We start from the raw sequence: 17,540 nt of genomic DNA, 5'->3' as shown, positions 1-17,540 counted from the left end.
ATTACTTGTCTTGTACGCCCTCTACTGAAATCAGTAGTTCAGCTTCTTGGGACTTAGGTCCTAAATCAGATTTAATGTTAAAGTCTTTCAGCTTAATATTGCCTTGTGCTTCAAAACCTGCACGATATCCACCCCATGGGTCTTTACCTTCACCCATCAATTTTGCATCTAATGTAATGGGCTTCGTAACACCATTTAATGTGAAGTCGCCGGTGATCTTGTAAACATCACCTTCTTTCTTCACTTCAGTAGAAACAAATTTTGCTTCTGGGTATTTAGAGGCATTCAAGAAATCACCACTACGTAAGTGTTTATCACGTTCTGCATGGTTGGTATCGATACTGCCTGTTTTAATTGTTACTTCGACTTTATCTTTTGATGGGTCTTTCGCATCATAAGTAAAACTACCATCAAAATCCTTAAAGCTACCATATACCCAGCTATAGCCTAAATGTTGGATACGGAATTCGATAAATGCGTGCTGACCTTGCTTATCAAATTTATAGGTTTCCGCTAATGCAGAACCCGCTGTTAAAAATAATGCACCTGTTGCCAGACCAAGAACCGTTTTCTTCAACATAATTATCTCCACGTTTATTTATCGGGATTAAAACCCAACATTCTTTTTAAAGTAATATCACGGTCAAAAAAGTGATGCTTAAATGCCGCAAAAGCATGTAAAACTGATAACAAAACAACTGCCCAAGCTAAATATAGATGAATTTCACCCGCGGTATCGGCTTGCGTTGCCGCCCCAGTAAATAAAGCCGGCACATCAAACCAACCAAACACACTTATTGGTTGACCATCCGCTGTAGAAATTAAATATCCACTTATCAAAATGCTAAACAAGATGATATAAATCAAAATTTGAGCAGTTGCAGAACTTATTTTGGTTAAACGGCTATAACTCTCAAGAGGTTTAGGTGGGGGAGAAATAAAACGCCAAACCACACGAAATGCCATAACAATAAATAATAAAATACCTATACTTTTATGAATTTCAGGTGCTTGATGATACCAGCTATCATAATAACCGAGAGTCACCATCCATAAACCCAATGCAAACATTCCATATACAACAATTGCAACTAACCAATGTATGAGCAGCGATAAATGCCCATAGCGAGTGGTACTATTTTTCCATTGCATAATTAATAACCCTACAAATTAAAAGGCGATCACTTTTTAATAACCTACTGTAATCATAAGGGGATTTAAAAATTATTCCTATCCCTAACTTAAACAAATATTTTGTTGAAGATATTCAAATACTATCAACATAATCATTGTTTTCTAAAAAAACATTTTTTGTCTAGCCTAAATAATTAATGTAAATAAAATTAACTTCAGTTTATGTAAATAATAGAAACCATTTATTTAATTACTCGTATCTAAGGTGACTTTTTTATTATAATTTTAATTCATAGCATATACTTTTAATATATAAGACTACTGTATTTATCTTTCTTTAAATTTTTTAACATGCTAATTTTAGGAGCCTTCTTAATTTCTATGACTCTTCGCTGATCATCCGGTAGGTATATTATGTATAAACTTTGGATTGCTAATAAAAATTATTCTTCGTGGTCACTCCGACCCTGGGTATTACTCAAAACTTTAGGTATCCCTTTCGAAGAAAACCTTTGCTATTTTGACATTGGAAGCGGTCACAATAGCTATGACAAATTTAAAGCATTCTCTCCCTCAGGCCTTGTCCCCTGCCTTATTGATGGAAAACAAACAGTTTGGGATTCCCTAGCGATTTGCGAATATGTGTATGAAGCGTATCCACAAGTATGGCCTAAAGATAAACACGCGCGGGCATGGGCGCGCAGTGCGAGTGCGGAAATGCATTCTGGATTTACCACCCTTCGTAAAGAATGCGCAATGAATCTTTCTCATCATGCCTCATTAGAAAAAATTTCCCGAGAACTACAAACAGATCTCAAGCGTCTCCAACAATTATGGCAAGAAGGCCTCACAACCTTTGGTGGACCGTGGCTAGCCGGAGATCAATTTACTGCCGTAGATGCCTTTTATGCCCCCGTTGCGTTTAGAATTCGCAGTTATCAATTACCGATCAGCAATGCTGCTCAGCAATGGGTTGACCGTATGGTCGCATTATCGGCGATGCAAGAATGGCTTCAAGCGGGATTAGCTGAACCTTTTGTAGAACATCTATGATACGTGCATTTGGGCTGAAAACAGCCCAACTCACGACTTTCTATCGATTAGAAAAAAATCATCTGTACGAACATCAAAATTAATTTTTGCGCAACACGAACAAATAACAAGCATAATCAGTCTGTTATGTCATCAATTACAAATTTTCATCCCATGGGTCCGCCGTTATGACTGCTCCTCGCGGTGTATGGAGTGTCACCTGTTCATTTTTAAACCATTCCGCTAATGAGAAGCCACCTTTTGGCGTTTCAATATGAATATCAATCCGACATAAAGGTGTATTCGCTTTAATCGCGAACTCAGCAAAATCTTCTTTTTTATGGCGTGTAGGACAACGGATTAATACGTCAAGATCACAATCGGCAAGCATGCTTTGGATGTCAGTCACTAATGTATAAGCACAGCTTCCGGTCACAGCCCACGCCCACGGCCAATTATGCTGTGAAAGTAATAACAGTACTTGTACAGGCGGTAATGCGATAAACATAGAACGTTGCAATTCACGGGAATTCGCAACTAATGATTCTACATTCATAATGTGAGTAATAGCTGACTTATCAATTTGCGTGATAAAGCGCTGACCCGGCTTTATTCCTCGAATTCCCACTGAAAGTTTTTCTTGAGCCGTTGCCTCTCTACGCACAACCAATGGTAGTTGCTTATTCCATTGAGAAATAACCCATTCAGGCAGTGATTCCTTCGGCAAATCATCAAGGCTACTGATCCAGACAAAATCATGGGGATTCACTTGCATCACTTATTCCTTATTTTCATTATAACGACATGCTCTGCCATTATTATGCATTTTTTAGCATGCAAAAAATACCGTTAGCTTTATTTTGGCTGAAGTTTGCCTTTTGTCTGTGAATTCAAATGGATTGATTGATAGACAGCGTTTAACTAAGATCTGTGTTAGTATAAATTACCTTAATAAATAATAACTTACACTGCAAATTGTGAGCATCTTTTTATGAGAAAAATACCAGCGATTCATGACGGTCTCATGTTTAGTGGCTGTATGCTATTAAGTGCAGCAGTCGCTTTTGCTATTATGGATGTGCAAGCTTCTATGTGGGCCGCTTTCTCAACCTTATATGCATTTAACCTTTTTAATGCCGCGAAAGAGTACAAGAACTATTTCTATACCGCTTTTTGGCTTGCCATGATCATGGCTGCGATTTTTATCGGGGATACATTACGGTTAGGCACAGGTTTTTATATTTATCTCGCCATTTTTTCATTTATTTATTACCAGTTGTATGGCACGGATCCTGTGATGGATTTGACCATGAAATTTATGATTATCATGTCAACCATCGGCACTATTTTACCTGATATTTCAAAAAGCCTTGCGCTTGGTTTTTTAATCGGTAGTAGCGTCACTCTAATGACTTGTTATCTCTTAAGCCAAAAGATGCATCGTCACACTATCCTAACGGGCAGCCTTGTTGAACAAAACCTATTCACACTACGTAAGTATATCATTCCTAGATCAATGACTTACGCGATAGGTTTATTGCTTTCGTTAGCCATACCACGAATGTTAGATCTGGGCCATTTCTATTGGACGTTACTCACCTTTGTATTTGTTTTACATCCAAAATCACAAAGTATTATTCATATAACACTTCAGCGTGTAGCGGGAAGTTTACTTTCAGTTATTTTACTTTATTTTTTATTCAATACACCGCTAATGCCCTATATCGGCCTAATTTCCATCGTTGTTTTTGCATTTCTAATGCCGATGAGCTTCCATCACGGCTATACTTTTATGACTTTTATTGTAACCAGTTTAATTCTTTCGGTTCTCGAACAAGTCATCTATTGGCGGCATCCTGCATACGTGCTGCTCTTTGATAGAGTATTAGAAACTGCGCTAGGTGGTGCCATCGCCATTATCACGAGTATCGTCTTAAAACTATTTCGAGATGCCAAATAATGCGTTGCAAGGCGGTCCGATTGCAACGCAATGAGATGCAAAGCGGCTCGTAATGTTCAGTAAATTGATAAGGGAATACCACTATAGTCATACAGAATGAGATATACTCAAAGAAAGCTACGTAGAAAATCTGTATCAATTATGGTTATAAAATGACTATAACTCATATTGTCAATCAATTGCGGGGCAAAAGATGAAAATATCAATTATTGGAGCAACAGGTTTTGTTGGTAAGCCATTGGTTGAAGAAGCACTGCTACGCCAACACCAAGTGACTGCCATTTCACGTCACAGTAATAGACTTCCACAACATGCCCATTTGATAACCTCTTCAGGTGACATTACTGATATTTCATGGCTAACAGCCCGACTGAAAGGACAGGATATTGTGATCAGTGCTTTTAATGGTGGCTGGCAAAATCCTAATCTATACCAAGATACCGTGATAGGTAATCAAGCTATTTTACAAGCGGTCAAGCTATCCGGTGTCAAGCGATTAATTGTTGTTGGCGGTGCCGGCAGTTTAGAGATAGCCCCCGGTATAGAATTGATTGATTCTCCCGATTTTCCTGAGGAAATTAAACCTGGTGCACAGGCTGTAAGAGAATTTAAGCAGGTACTACAGAATACGCAGGAACTGGATTGGACCTTTGTGTCTCCCGCGGCCATATTAGAATCAGGAGAGCGTACTCAAACATTTAGGCTTGCAGGTAACCAGTTGCTCATGAATGGTCATGTTCCAGCCAAAATTTCCGTTGAAGATCTGGCTGTGGCTATTCTTGATGAAGCAGAAAAGCCACAGTTTATTCATAAACAATTTACCGTCGCTTATTAATAAATAGGGGCTTTGCATCACATTAGCAAACAGCCCCTATCGAATAAGATTACAAACCAAATTTTTCTTTTAGTTTATCTAATTGTTGCTGTTGAAAGCGTTCAAATTCATCCCTTGGCTGCTGAAGACCAATAAAATCTAATAGCGGGTCAATCACCTCAGTACGGACGCCACTCATCTCTTCTATGACAGCTAAGCCACAAAATGGTACGTAAGCTTCTGAATAACCACCTTCATGAACAATAACCAATTTTCCATCACACAGCCTATCCGCGGCATCCATCACAAGCTGTGTCATTTCTCGAAAGCTTTCACTATGAAGTTGCATTCTTGCTAACGGGTCCATTGCATTGGCATCATAACCACTGGCAACAATGATCAGTTCAGGCTTAAAGCGTTCTAAAGCAGGTATAACGATTTGCTTCATTGCATAAATATAGCTATTGTGGCCTGCCCCCGCTAACAATGGGATATTCAAATTGAATCCTTCGCCTTCACCAACCCCAATATCATCTTCACCGCTATACCCCGGAGGGAAACATCCATCTTGATGTAGCGAAATCGCTAATACATCGGCGCGATCCCAAAAAATATGCTGGGTCCCATTACCATGGTGAACATCCCAATCAATCACAGCAACGCGTTCTATGTTAAAACGCTCTTTTGCATATTCAATTGCCAAGGGAATATTGGCAAGAAAACAGAAGCCCATTGATTCATCAGGTAGACAATGATGCCCCGGTGGACGAGAAAGGCTATAAGCATTATCCAACTCACCTTTCAGTACAGCTTCAACGGCTGCACAGGCTAACCCCACTGACAGTTTAGCGATTTCATAGCTTCCTGGACCTAATGGAGCCTCTTTACCCAATAAGCCACCGCCGTTATCACTCACCTGTTTGAAACGCGTTAAATATTCTTGAGGATGGATTTTGAGTAGGGTCTCTTCGCTCGCTGGCTCCGCAGAAGACAAAATAAGAGAGCGGCTTAGCCCTGAGACATCCATCAAGCTTTTTAGACGCCTTTTGGTTTCCGGTGATTCAGCATGAGAAGCGCCTGACGGAGGCTGAACCCAACCACCAACAGGCAATGTGGTTGCATGCAAACCAGTACTATGCCAAAAACAATGCTCATCAAAGAAAAAACCTGTTTTGCGCTTCATTCACACCTCACTCATTGTGTTTTTGTTTACACAAAATTAACACAACGGAAACATTCGAACAGATTAATATATTAATAATGTGATTGACATTACAATTCAGATTCAACCATTGACATGCTTTATAACTGATTCAATAAGAAAAAATCATTTATTAATATGGTAATAAATAAAAAAGCCGGTAATAAATTACCGGCAAATAGTAGATAACAGATTTTGGTTTTGGTACATACTCTAAAAATTCACATTGTCTCTAAATAACCGATCAAAGCGCGCTAATTCGTAGACCACATATACGGTATACCGTGCCTGTGAGAGGCTATTAACAAAACAAGCTAAACTCTCTGAGTTTTCACGACGACTTTTTATCACGATGTTTAGCAGCATACTCTTCACTATTAACCCAGCTATGGTCTTTTTCCCATGTAAATAACCATTTACGTGTCGGACCAGCCATAACGTTAAGATAATAGTTGTCGTAACCTGCCATTGTGGCCATTGGGTGATATCCTTTCGGCACCATGACGACATCTTTGTTGTAAACAGCCATACACTCATCTAACTCACGATCATCTGTGTAAACTCGCTGCATACAGAACCCTTGTGGCGGATTCAAACGATGGTAATAGGTTTCTTCTAGATACGTTTCTGCTGGCTCATTATCGGTATCATGTTTATGACTTGGATACGAACTTGTACATCCCTCATCGGTAAAGACTTCAACCACCAGTAAGCTATCAGCAGATTTATTATCAGGTAGGATGTTATGAACATAACGTTTGTTATTGCCATGGCCACGTTGCTCTGCACCAATGTCATCAGGCCCAATCAAACGTGTAGGATAAGTTCCTTTCCCTTTTGCTTGGCATACTGCTAGCTCTAGCGCCGTTTCTGCGGTTACTTCAACCGACTCTTGTGCTGTCACATAAACCGCATACGGTTTTTTGCGCTCAAAAGGATCCATACGGTCGCCAATATTTTCGAATGTCTGCTTTGGTGTTTTCACCGTTGCTTTACCCGCAACCAACACTAGACAAACTTCATTCTCAGATGCCGGCAAGGAAATAGATTCACCTTGTTTGAGTTCATACACATCAAAGTGCACATATCCCCAGTTAGCGGATTCAGGCGTAATATGCTGAGTACGCTTGTTTTCATCTGGAGAATGATACTTTGATAATAATTTTGACATATCGCTTACCTCGGCCTCTAAAACAAACTTTAAGCTGTGGAAGCTCAGTTACCCGAATCCTCGAAAATTATCGATTCATCGGGATAACTTCACTCTTCAATAACCTGTAACTCAAGTCATTGAGCTTCACTATGATGATTCGTTAGATCAGTCCTGCATCTTTAGCAAATTTATGCAGGTTGTTATAACCCATTGTTGCATATGTTAGTGGATGAGCAATAGCTGGGTCTTGTTCCGCTTCAACCACTAACCAACCATTTTCATATTGACTATTTTTCAATACTTTAAATACTGCTGGATAATCAACGCAACCATCTCCTGGTACAGTAAAGACACCCGCTAATACCGCATTCAAGAAACTGGTTTTACGATTTTTCACATCTTTAAGTACATCTGGACGAACGTCTTTGCAGTGAACGTGATTGATACGCTTAGCCCAACGCTTAGCAACTTCAACGGGATCAGCGCCAGCGAAAGTTAAGTGTCCAGTATCAAGCAGTAATCCCACTTCATCACCAGTGTGTTTCATTAGATTATCAACATCTTCTGCTGACTCAATCACTGTCCCCATGTGATGGTGGTAAGCAATTTGTACCCCTTGTGATAGGGTATATTTTGCAAATTCAGTCAATTTTTTACCGTATTCTTCCCACTTGTCCGCAGGGAATAAAGGGCGCATATGTACCGGTTTGTCTTGGTCGCCGTGTATGCAATGAGTCACTTCTGCGAAGACCATCACTTTAGCCCCCAAATCACGGAGTAGTGCTAAGTGCCCTTGTACTGCTTCAATTTCTTCTTCCACGCTGCGAGTCAGTAATTCACCTGAATACCAGCCTGAAACCAATTTAAGGTCATGTTTTTCTAAAATTGGGCCCAGAATTTCAGCCTTACGCGGAAATTTATTACCCAATTCAAAACCTGCAAACCCTGCCTGACGGCCTTCAGTTAAACATGTTTCCAGTGGCGTTTCTGCGCCCAATGTTGGTAAATCATCATTGGTCCATGTCAAAGGGTTAATTCCGAGTTGGATTGCCATGATGAAGCTCCTGTGTATAGGTAAAAGTAAAATTATTTACGCTGACGCCATAGGGCGATCAGGTTGTGGTAATTTGATTTAATCGTCTGTACTAGCGCATCATCGTCCATTTCACCTTTCATCCATGCGAGAGAAGGTTTAGCAAATAATGTGCGACCCACTGCGAACCCTTTTACAACCGATTTGCCCGCAGCAGCATTGAAGCCGGCTTCTAATTCAGCTTGTGGTGCATCTAGACCCAATAGCACAACACCACGGCAATACGGATCACGTTCTTGGATCAATGCATCCACTTCATCCCAATTTTCAGCTTTCAATGGCGGTAATTTCCACCAGTCAGGTTTAATACCTAAGTTATAGAAGCGTTTGATTGCTCTGAGATAAAGTTCGTCATTACGTTCCATATCGGCTGGTAGAATGACTTCAAGTAGTAATTCATGACCTGATTGACAGCAAGCGCTATAGACCTCTTGAACGGTTTTTTCCTGCTCAAGGCGTAATGGATGATTATCTTCTGGGTGGAAGAAAACTAAACATTTCACGATATGCTCTTTTGGCCAACTAACTAGCTGTGAGCCAATATTACCGTGCTCTAAACATAGTGGTCTTGACGCGGGTAGTTCAATAGGACGCCCTATCCACCAACCGCGACCAGTCACATCATTCAGCACATCTTGGCCAAAAGTACTGTCACACAGTAGTCCTGCTTTGCCTTGCAAGTTAGCCTCTTCCGCCACTTCACAGCTTGCACGGAAAATCAATTTTTTCAGGTATGGAATACATGAAATATCAGCACCAGCAGCACGCGCCATATCGACAAATTGAATGCGATGATCAAAAGCCATTACGCACAATTCTTCCCAGTGTGTGGCTCGCGTTGTCACACGATGTAAATGATTAAGCATCGGATCCAAGTCTGGTCGAGGTACAGCAGCGGCTCGTTCAAGATAGTTATCTAATTCAATTTTGCTTGGCATCGCTGGTGCACAACCATGACGAGAAACGACTAACGCCCCACAAGCATTCGCATAAGTACAGGCTTTTTCCCAACCTTCACCATTGAGATAACCACGCAATAACCCCGACATAAAGGCATCACCAGCCCCTAATACATTCAGGACTTCAACGCGTACACCTTTTACAGTAATTCCTTCATCCAAGGTTTCTGGGATCACATCGGTAAATACTGAGCATCCCAATGCGCCACGCTTACAGACTAATTCCGCCTTGGTTAGTTTTCGGATATTTTTTAATGCTTGGATGGTATCGGTCGAGCCGCCTGCAATGTGAAACTCTTCCTCGGTGCCAACAATCAAGTCAAATAGCGACAATACTTCTTGCAGCTGCTCGGTCACTTTGTCTGACTCAATAAAACGTGTCTCTCCGTCACCCAGTGAAGTCAATCCCCAAAGTACAGGGCGATAATCAATATCGATTGCGGTTTTCACGCCATTGCGTTTTGCATAGTCTAATGCTTTAAGGACCGCTGCACGGGTTTTAGGATGGGATAAGTGAGTCCCTGTGATAGCAAGGCAACGTGCTGAAGCAATATACTCTTCACTAAAGTCATCTGGCGTAATCGCCATGTCGGCACAGTTTTCGCGGTAAAAAATCAGAGGGAAAGTATCTTCATCTTTAATCCCTAAGATCACTAATCCTGTTAGCCTATCTTTATCGGTGATCAGGTGGCTGGTATCACAGCCTACACGTTGTAACTCTTCGCGAATGAAGCGTCCCATGTGCTCATCCCCAACACGGGCTAGCATCGATGATTTCAAACCTTGTATTGCCGTACCATACGCAACGTTCCCAGAAGATCCTCCGAGATACTTAGCAAAGCTACTCATATCCTCTAAGCGCGCACCAATTTGCTGTCCGTAAAGGTCAACGGCGATACGCCCCATGCAGATAACATCTAACTTCTTCTGCTTATCCATTAATTACCCCTTGAACAGAATTAATTGATTTCAGTGACTTTAACCCAGCGTTGTTCTTCATAAGAACGTGCGATAGCATCAAGAATACGCGACACTTTCCAGCCTTCCTCAAAGTCAGGCCACATATTTTCACCGGTCGCAACACCATCAATTAAATCGCGTACTTCAACTGTTTTTTGGTCATTAAATCCAATACCGTGCCCTGCACCATTACAAAACGGCGCATAATCCGGATGTTCTGGCCCAACTAAAATCGTTTTGAACCCTTGACGGTTTGCAGGCTCATCGTGACGATAGAGTTTCAGTTCAGCCATACGCTCTTGGGTAAAGGATAAGGTGCCTTTTGTGCCTGTTACCACATAAGTCAGCCCCATCTTACGCCCGGCCGCAATCCTCGATGTTTCAATCACGCCCATTGCACCACCAGCGAAACGCACCATGGCATGTGCTTGGTCTTCATTTTCAACATCAACCATCACTGAAGAACCTATTTTTTCTGGGCGTTTTTTAATTACTATTTCCATATCGCCACAGACTGTTTCAATATCGCCCACTAAGAATTGAGCCATATTGACAATATGAGCAGACAAATCCCCTAAAGCACCCAAACCGGCTTTTTCTTTAAAACAGTGCCAATGGATCGGTGCGGTTGGATCAGCCATGTAATCTTCATTATGTGTGCCATAAAAATGAATCACTTCCCCAATTTCACCATTAGCAATAATTTCTTTAGCTAACTGTGCAGTTGGGTTCTTCATATAGTTAAAGCCCACTAACGTTTTCACCCCTGCTTTTTCAGCCGCGGCAACCATTTCTTTGGCATCTTGAGAATTTAATGCGAGAGGCTTTTCGCAATAAACATGTTTGCCATGTTTAATCGCTTCCATTGCCATTTCTTTGTGTAAAAAGTTAGGAGAGCAAATATCAACAACATCAATATTTGGGTCGGCAACCAGTTTGCGCCAGTCATCGGTTGAACGATTAAAACCTAACTCTTTTGCGCGCGCTTCAGCTAATTCAGGGGTCACCTCTGCCACCATCTCGCGAACGAGTTTTCCTTTTAATGGAAATACGGTTGGTGCTTGCGCATAAGCTATTGCATGGGCACGGCCAATGTAGCCAGTACCAATCAGACCAATGCGGATTTCTTTCATTCTGTATTCTCCCTTCATGCAGCTCATCATTTATAGTGCAAGCTAGTTTGATGTCTGTGTCTGATGTTTTTATTTAATACTGATGTTATACGGAATATTTATTTCATTTTCAACATAACGAGAAATATTAATTTCATTATGTGATCTAGCCTGAGTTTTTTATGTAATCATCTAATTTATAAAGAAATAAAAATAAAACGCTTCGTTAAGAATGATATAAATGAAATAAAACAGCGTTGAAAATGAAATGAAAATTTCAAAAAAACAGATAAGCGCTACAGTGAACGCTTATAAAGTTGTTTAATAACAGGATGTTGAGAGGGATAAATGACTTTAGATTGGGCGAGAAATAATTCTGCGGTGGCAATCGCATCTGAAAGCGCATTGTGTGCGTCATAATCAGGCAACTGATAATGGTTTCTTAATGCCGATAAACTGAAATCATTTCGATTAATATTTTTATGGCTTAACACGCTTTTTTCGATATTCAGTGTATCAAACCAAATTAATGGTAATTCTTTTATATTTAATGCGTTAGAAAGAAAGGCTTGCTCTATGGCACCACCGTGCGCCAAAATGCATTTATCTTTTGCTTCATGTAAGAAAAAAGCGACAGCATGAGATAAAGAGATGCCACCACTTAATTGCTCTGGCGTTATATGGTTAATTACCGCAGTTTCCGCTTTAACAGGTTCCACATCATTCACATAATAATGTTGAGCACTTTTGAGGAGAATTTTATTCTCTGCAATAGTAACCATCCCAATACTCAAAATTCGATCTTTTGCGGGATCCAACCCTGTTGTTTCTAAATCAATGGAAAGAATTTTTTGTGTTTTTAATGGGCTATCATCAGTAGGTAAAGGTGCTTCCAGCACTTCCTGCAATAATGTGGGTAGCTGACGAGTACGTAATAATTTTGCTCGCCGACGCGCTAAACGGGTCAAAGGTTGATGATAGCACAACAATGAACCTATCATTTCATTATCCCTTTAGCATGATAACGTTGTTCCGCAGCTTCTTGAGTCCTCGCGATGATACGAAACGCATCTTTTAAGTGGTTTCGCTCAAATTGGGTGAGCCGTTGGGGAACGATTAAATTGGAGAGTACATCCCCAGCTAATAATGCCCTACGCTGGCAGCCAAATCTAACCTGATTGATAAATAAATATGCTTCAGTTAATTCTTGGCAGGAAGCAGCGCTAATAATGCCTGAATCTCGGGCAACTTCAAAGCGAGTCATTGTTGATGGTGTCAACACTCCCGCCTCTAATGAATATACGCGTGCCAATTCGACTAATAGGTTTACCGCTTGTTTTTTAATATTAAATACACTGTGGTTTTCGCCATTTTTGACCAACACAAACTGCCTAAACATGCCCAACGGTGGATTGATTCGCGTGGAGTTGGCAACTAGCATCGACAGTAATCGCTTATTACCTTTTAAATGAGATTCCGCGGAACGAAGCAATGAGTTGAAAAGTACTTGGCTACCATAAAGAAAACGAATATCTAAAAAAACAGAAATATTTAATAAAGCAAGCTGCTCAGGCTCTTTTAACCACTGCTGATAATAAGCTTGCCACTGAGTCAAAGGCTTACACCATTTCGGGTTGGTTGCCATAATATGACCGGGGCAGAGAGAATACCCACATTCATCCAAGCCATAGCAAACATACTCTGCTAGTTGCCTAAACCAGCCCTCTTCTTCTTTAGTCACTTCACGAGCTAAAATGATGCCATTATCTTGATCGGAAAGGTAATGCATCTCTTGTCGCGCTTGTGATCCAGCAGCAAACCAGCAATAGTCACAAGGGGGCTTCCCGAGTTCTCGCTCAGCCAGTTTCAAAAGCTGTTTATTAAAGGCATCAGCAATTAATGTCATCATCAATTGAATCGTGTGCGATTGAACCCCAGCCTCTATCAGAGATTCAAATACCGCTTGCCGTTGCACGCCTAATGCCTTCAAATCATCTAAGCTATCTTGACGATAAATTCGGCTAATTAAGTACACCGCTTGCATGCTGTTTTTTTGCACTAAGCTTGTTGCGGTTAAAACCCCCGTAATACGGTGGTTTGTCATCACCGGTAGGCTACGGATGTTATGTTGCATCATCAGCTCAATGGCATTTATGATGGGGGCGTTCGCCGCAATTGTAATTGGATTTTCTGTCATAATCTTACTGACCGGCGTTTTAATATCTAATCCCAAAGCAACAACACGCTTTGTGAGATCTCGGTCAGTAATAATGCCTAATAATATTTCCCCATCCATCACTAATGCCGATGAACGGTGCTTACGTACCATTTCTTGAGCGGCATCTTGAACACTCGTTCCCGGAGTAATGACGACGATATTGCCATTTTCTATCGAGGATACTGGGTTTAAATACAACAGACTATCTTCTGTCAGTTTATCGACCTTAGGGCGTGATGCTAACCGTTCACCTTCTTCACAAGCAAAATGATGACGAACAGCTTGGTTTTGCTCCATTGCTAACAATAAAGAAACCCTAGGAATACAGTAGAGTAATGTATTCTCTATCGCGATCACTTGATACTCGCCTGGGGAATCCGCTGTTTTATTTAACACACTGAAACCAAAAACATCACCGGCCCCCAGCCTTGCTCTTAAAGAGCCATCAGCGTAACGCTGTTCCACCGCCCCAGTTCTCACCAGATACAAACCTTGGCCAGCAATTTGTTGCGGTTTTAACACCTCCCGTTGTGTCAAATAGCTAATTTCAACACTATTGACTAACTGGTTTAATTGCATTTCATCTAAGCGATCAAATGGGTCACGCTGCGAGATGAATTGCTTAACCATCGGGATAAGTGATGGCTCCATAATCTGTTACTCTCCTTTATGCATTCACTGATTGTGTTTTGCCTGCTAGCCATGCTTTTGAAAATTTATAAATAATAAACGTTAACAAGATGGCAGCGAAAATATAGTAACCAACCATGACGTAGCTTGGTGCACCTTGAGCTAAATAGACGTACATTGAAATTGCGCCCAACACGATTAGACAAGCTACAGGCGTTGCAAAGCGCCATGGCGAAATGTCCACTTGCTCTGTATACACTTCTTCATAAGGTTTACCGGGGAAGAAATAGCCAATCGTCAACATAAAGATAATATTAGCAACGAACAGAATACCGACTAAATGGAAGAAGTGAATATTCAGGTCTAAGACAAAGTTGCAAATTAAATAGGCCGACATTCCAAATAATAGCCCTAATTTTGCCGCAATAGCAGGCACGCGTTTAGTCATTAAACCAACTAACACGACACTTAAAATAGGTGCGTTAAAGATACCTTGTAATTGCTGAATTAAATAAAACAACCCATCCGGTGCATTAGCCACTAAAGGTGCAATAATCATTGTCGCCAGCGCTAAAGCAATACCTAAATATTTACCGACTTTCACGGTTTGAGCTTCAGTAGCATTCTTATTGATGCGATCTTTATAGATATTCACAGTGAATAAAGTGACGGATGAGTTCAAGCCACCACTGAAGGTGGAGAATACAGCACCAACAACCACCGCGGCGAAAAAGCCAACTAAAAACTCAGGCAGCACCATGTGTACTAATACAGGGTATGCATTATCAGGATTATCAATTTCACCACTAAGAATATGGAATGCAATGATACCAGGCAGAATAATAATAGATGGGATAATTAACTTAAAGAATGCGCACAGCATCACCCCTTTCTGCCCTTCAGCTAAGTTCTTCGCTCCTAACGACTTTTGTACAATTGATTGGTTGGTACACCAGAAAAACATATTGGAAACGATCAAACCAGTAAATAGCGTCGAAAAGGGTACCAGTGAATCTTCGTCACCAATGGAGTTAAACTTATCAGGGTGAGCTTGATAAACTTCACTTAGACCCGCCCACGCATTACCATCACCAACATATAATAATGCAAATATCGTGACTAATAGCCCCCCGATAATAAGCCCTGCACCATTAACGGTATCTGCAATCGCGATTGCTTTAATACCACCAAAAATAGCATAAATAGCACCTAAACCACCGACACCCCATACCATAATCCACAATGCTGTCGTTTTATCGACATTAAAAACATGTGAAACTTGGAATAAACTTTCAAGGGCAATCGCACCTGTATAGAGAACAATTGGTAGCAAAGAAATAACATACATTGCTAAAAATAGAATGGATGTAATTAACAAGGTGTTTTTGTCAAAGCGGCGTTCTAAATATTCAGGAATCGTAGAAATACCTAATTTAAGATATTTCGGTAAAAAATAAATGGCGAATAACACAATAGTTAATGCCGCCATGACTTCCCAAGCCATAACAATAAAGCCGGTTCGGAAAGATAAACCGTTAAGCCCAACAAGATGCTCTGTCGATAAGTTCATTAGCAGCATTGAGCCACCAATATATAGGCCTGTCATAGAACGACCGCCTAAGAAATATCCTTCCGCAGAAGAGGTTAAATGAGCATTTCGTGTTTTGTAATAGGCAATCCCTGCAACTAATAAGGTAAAGCCGATAAATGAAAGTAGAGCCAGCATTAGTACCCCCAAGCCTTTCTATTTATAATTAGCGCATAAATATATGTAAGGTGACTGATGAAGCGGGAGTATGATTTCCCGCTTTTTATAGTTAGTAATCGGTAAATAAGAGGTAATTAAAAGTTAAAGTTGAACTTCTTTTCCTGTTTTTAATGACTCAAGCGCTTTATCTGCTAGATACAGTGCCAACTCACCATCGGTACCCGTTGTTTCTGACTCAGCACGACCGGCAAGAATATCAACAAAGTGATTCCACTCCGCTTTATAAGCTTCGTGATAGCGCTGTAAGAAGAAAAACTCTGGTTTCGCTGATAAGCAACCGACATCGCTTAAAAACTCAACGCTATTCTCTTTGATATTACCTGCGGTTAAGAGACCTTTCTCGCCATGTAATTCAATACGCTGGTCATAGCCATAACCTGAACGACGACTGTTAGAAATTGTTGCCATGGCACCAGAAGGGAATTTCAAAATAATAAATGCGGTATCGATATCCCCTGCTTGTCCAATCGCTGGATCAACAACATTGCTGCCTTGCGCATAGACAGAGCATGGATTTTCTCCGATCATAAAACGCGCCATGTCAAAGTCATGAATCGTCATATCTCTGAACATACCACCGGAAACTTTTACGTATTCCGCTGGTGGAGGTGATGGGTCCCGTGATGTAATAATTAAAGATTCAGCTTTACCAATCGCGCCTTGTTCGAATAAATTTTTCAGGTGGCGGAACTGTGGGTCATAACGGCGGTTGAAACCAATAAATAAAGGCACATTGTGTTCTTTAACGCTTTTGAGGCACTGTCTCACTCGTTCAAGATCTAAGTGAACGGGTTTTTCACAGAAAATAACCTTGTTGTTTTTTGCTGCCAATTCGATTAAATCCGCATGAGTATCCGTTGCAGAAGCAATCAGAACACCATGAACATTTGGATCTTGCATCGCTTCTTCTGTTGATTGCACTTTTGCTTGATACTTTTCAGCCAATGCGAGGGCGTTAGGCTGATAAGGATCAATCACAGAATAAAGTGAGGTTTCTTTGTGGCCGGCAATATTGACAGCATGAACCTGTCCGATACGTCCTGCGCCAAATAGTGCTATATTGAACATTGAAATGCTCCTTGAGGCTATAAATCCACTATTAGGATATGATGAAATATAACAAATAAAACATTCATTTCAATTTATAATTAATTGAAAATTATGTTTTTGAGCGCTAGGTAACAATTGCTATAATTAAGTGGATTTTTAGTGTTATTTCGATCACAAAATAACAATGTAAACTCAAGCAATTAGGCTAACAGCAGTGTAATTAGTCACAATGAGAGTAAGCCTTAAAGCCATCAACATGAGACTTAACGGCTATTTTGAAATGTATATTTCATTAACGATGATTTTATTACAGTTACTCTCTTTTATTTTTCTGTTTTTTGCCCTTATCAACAGATAAAAAGTTAACTAACCGCCAAAAAACAAAAAACCCAGCTTTCGCTGGGTAACAAAAAATAACTTAATGACGTCAACCACTTTAATCGTCAAATTGCAGCC

At 40.5% G+C, this 17,540-nt stretch carries 15 protein-coding genes; 3 read left to right on the top strand and 12 right to left on the bottom strand.

Going from position 1 to position 17,540, the window contains the following annotated elements; translation table 11 throughout:
- Position 1 precedes the first annotated feature (1 nt).
- Both O7C57_RS06315 and O7C57_RS06310 read right to left on the bottom strand, forming a co-directional pair.
- Positions 2–580: a YceI family protein gene (locus tag O7C57_RS06315; RefSeq protein WP_154622050.1), complete on the bottom strand. Its 579-nt coding sequence runs from the start codon at positions 578–580 to the stop codon at positions 2–4.
- A gap of 14 nt (positions 581–594) precedes the next feature.
- Positions 595–1,152 (bottom strand): cytochrome b, encoded by a 558-nt coding sequence (locus O7C57_RS06310; protein ID WP_154622051.1) that lies wholly within the window; start codon positions 1,150–1,152, stop codon positions 595–597.
- 396 nt (positions 1,153–1,548) lie between these two features.
- Here O7C57_RS06310 and O7C57_RS06305 point away from each other — a divergent pair, with 396 nt between their 5' ends.
- Positions 1,549–2,187: a glutathione S-transferase family protein gene (locus O7C57_RS06305; protein ID WP_269723779.1), complete on the top strand. Its 639-nt coding sequence runs from the start codon at positions 1,549–1,551 to the stop codon at positions 2,185–2,187.
- 136 nt (positions 2,188–2,323) lie between these two features.
- On the opposite strand, the gene O7C57_RS06300 is transcribed toward O7C57_RS06305, so the two are convergent.
- Positions 2,324–2,941: a malonate decarboxylase holo-ACP synthase gene (locus O7C57_RS06300; RefSeq protein WP_154623863.1), complete on the bottom strand. Its 618-nt coding sequence runs from the start codon at positions 2,939–2,941 to the stop codon at positions 2,324–2,326.
- A 216-nt stretch (positions 2,942–3,157) separates the two neighbouring features.
- Here O7C57_RS06300 and O7C57_RS06295 point away from each other — a divergent pair, with 216 nt between their 5' ends.
- A complete protein-coding gene (locus O7C57_RS06295; protein ID WP_154623864.1) occupies positions 3,158–4,126 on the top strand; it encodes an FUSC family protein in 969 nt (322 codons plus the stop codon).
- A gap of 193 nt (positions 4,127–4,319) precedes the next feature.
- On the top strand, positions 4,320–4,961 hold the full coding sequence (locus tag O7C57_RS06290; protein WP_269723778.1) for an NAD(P)-dependent oxidoreductase: 642 nt from the start codon (positions 4,320–4,322) through the stop codon (positions 4,959–4,961).
- Positions 4,962–5,010: 49 nt separating this feature from the next.
- On the opposite strand, the gene O7C57_RS06285 is transcribed toward O7C57_RS06290, so the two are convergent.
- The 9 genes from O7C57_RS06285 to iolG all read right to left on the bottom strand — a co-directional run bounded on the left by O7C57_RS06285 (position 5,011) and on the right by iolG (position 17,102).
- Complete coding sequence (locus tag O7C57_RS06285) at positions 5,011–6,123, bottom strand: class II histone deacetylase (protein ID WP_154623866.1); 1,113 nt, start codon at positions 6,121–6,123, stop codon at positions 5,011–5,013.
- Between the two features lie 349 nt (positions 6,124–6,472).
- Positions 6,473–7,312: a 5-deoxy-glucuronate isomerase gene (gene iolB, locus O7C57_RS06280; protein WP_154622771.1), complete on the bottom strand. Its 840-nt coding sequence runs from the start codon at positions 7,310–7,312 to the stop codon at positions 6,473–6,475.
- 142 nt (positions 7,313–7,454) lie between these two features.
- Entirely contained in the window at positions 7,455–8,348 is an 894-nt protein-coding gene (gene iolE / locus O7C57_RS06275) for a myo-inosose-2 dehydratase (RefSeq protein ID WP_154622770.1), read from the bottom strand.
- Positions 8,349–8,380: 32 nt separating this feature from the next.
- Positions 8,381–10,285, bottom strand: a complete 1,905-nt coding sequence (locus tag O7C57_RS06270; protein WP_154622769.1) for a bifunctional 5-dehydro-2-deoxygluconokinase/5-dehydro-2-deoxyphosphogluconate aldolase — start codon at positions 10,283–10,285, stop codon at positions 8,381–8,383.
- Positions 10,286–10,305: 20 nt separating this feature from the next.
- Entirely contained in the window at positions 10,306–11,439 is a 1,134-nt protein-coding gene (locus O7C57_RS06265; protein WP_154622768.1) for a Gfo/Idh/MocA family protein, read from the bottom strand.
- A 275-nt stretch (positions 11,440–11,714) separates the two neighbouring features.
- Positions 11,715–12,419, bottom strand: a complete 705-nt coding sequence (locus tag O7C57_RS06260) for a 3'-5' exonuclease (protein WP_154622714.1) — start codon at positions 12,417–12,419, stop codon at positions 11,715–11,717.
- Complete coding sequence (locus O7C57_RS06255) at positions 12,416–14,287, bottom strand: DUF294 nucleotidyltransferase-like domain-containing protein (protein ID WP_154622713.1); 1,872 nt, start codon at positions 14,285–14,287, stop codon at positions 12,416–12,418. Before O7C57_RS06255 ends, O7C57_RS06260 begins: the two co-directional genes overlap by 4 nt.
- A gap of 16 nt (positions 14,288–14,303) precedes the next feature.
- The gene (locus tag O7C57_RS06250; RefSeq protein WP_154622712.1) at positions 14,304–15,992 is read right to left on the bottom strand and encodes a solute:sodium symporter family transporter; all 1,689 of its coding nucleotides are present in this window, start codon (positions 15,990–15,992) and stop codon (positions 14,304–14,306) included.
- Positions 15,993–16,115: 123 nt separating this feature from the next.
- On the bottom strand, positions 16,116–17,102 hold the full coding sequence (gene iolG / locus O7C57_RS06245) for an inositol 2-dehydrogenase (RefSeq protein ID WP_154622711.1): 987 nt from the start codon (positions 17,100–17,102) through the stop codon (positions 16,116–16,118).
- Positions 17,103–17,540: the final 438 nt, after the last annotated feature.

It is taken from the genome of Providencia sp. 21OH12SH02B-Prov (genome assembly GCF_027362595.1).
Lineage (GTDB): Bacteria > Pseudomonadota > Gammaproteobacteria > Enterobacterales > Enterobacteriaceae > Providencia > Providencia zhejiangensis.
The sequence above is the reverse complement of the archived record's forward strand: the minus strand, read 5'-3'. Positions and strand labels throughout refer to the sequence as shown.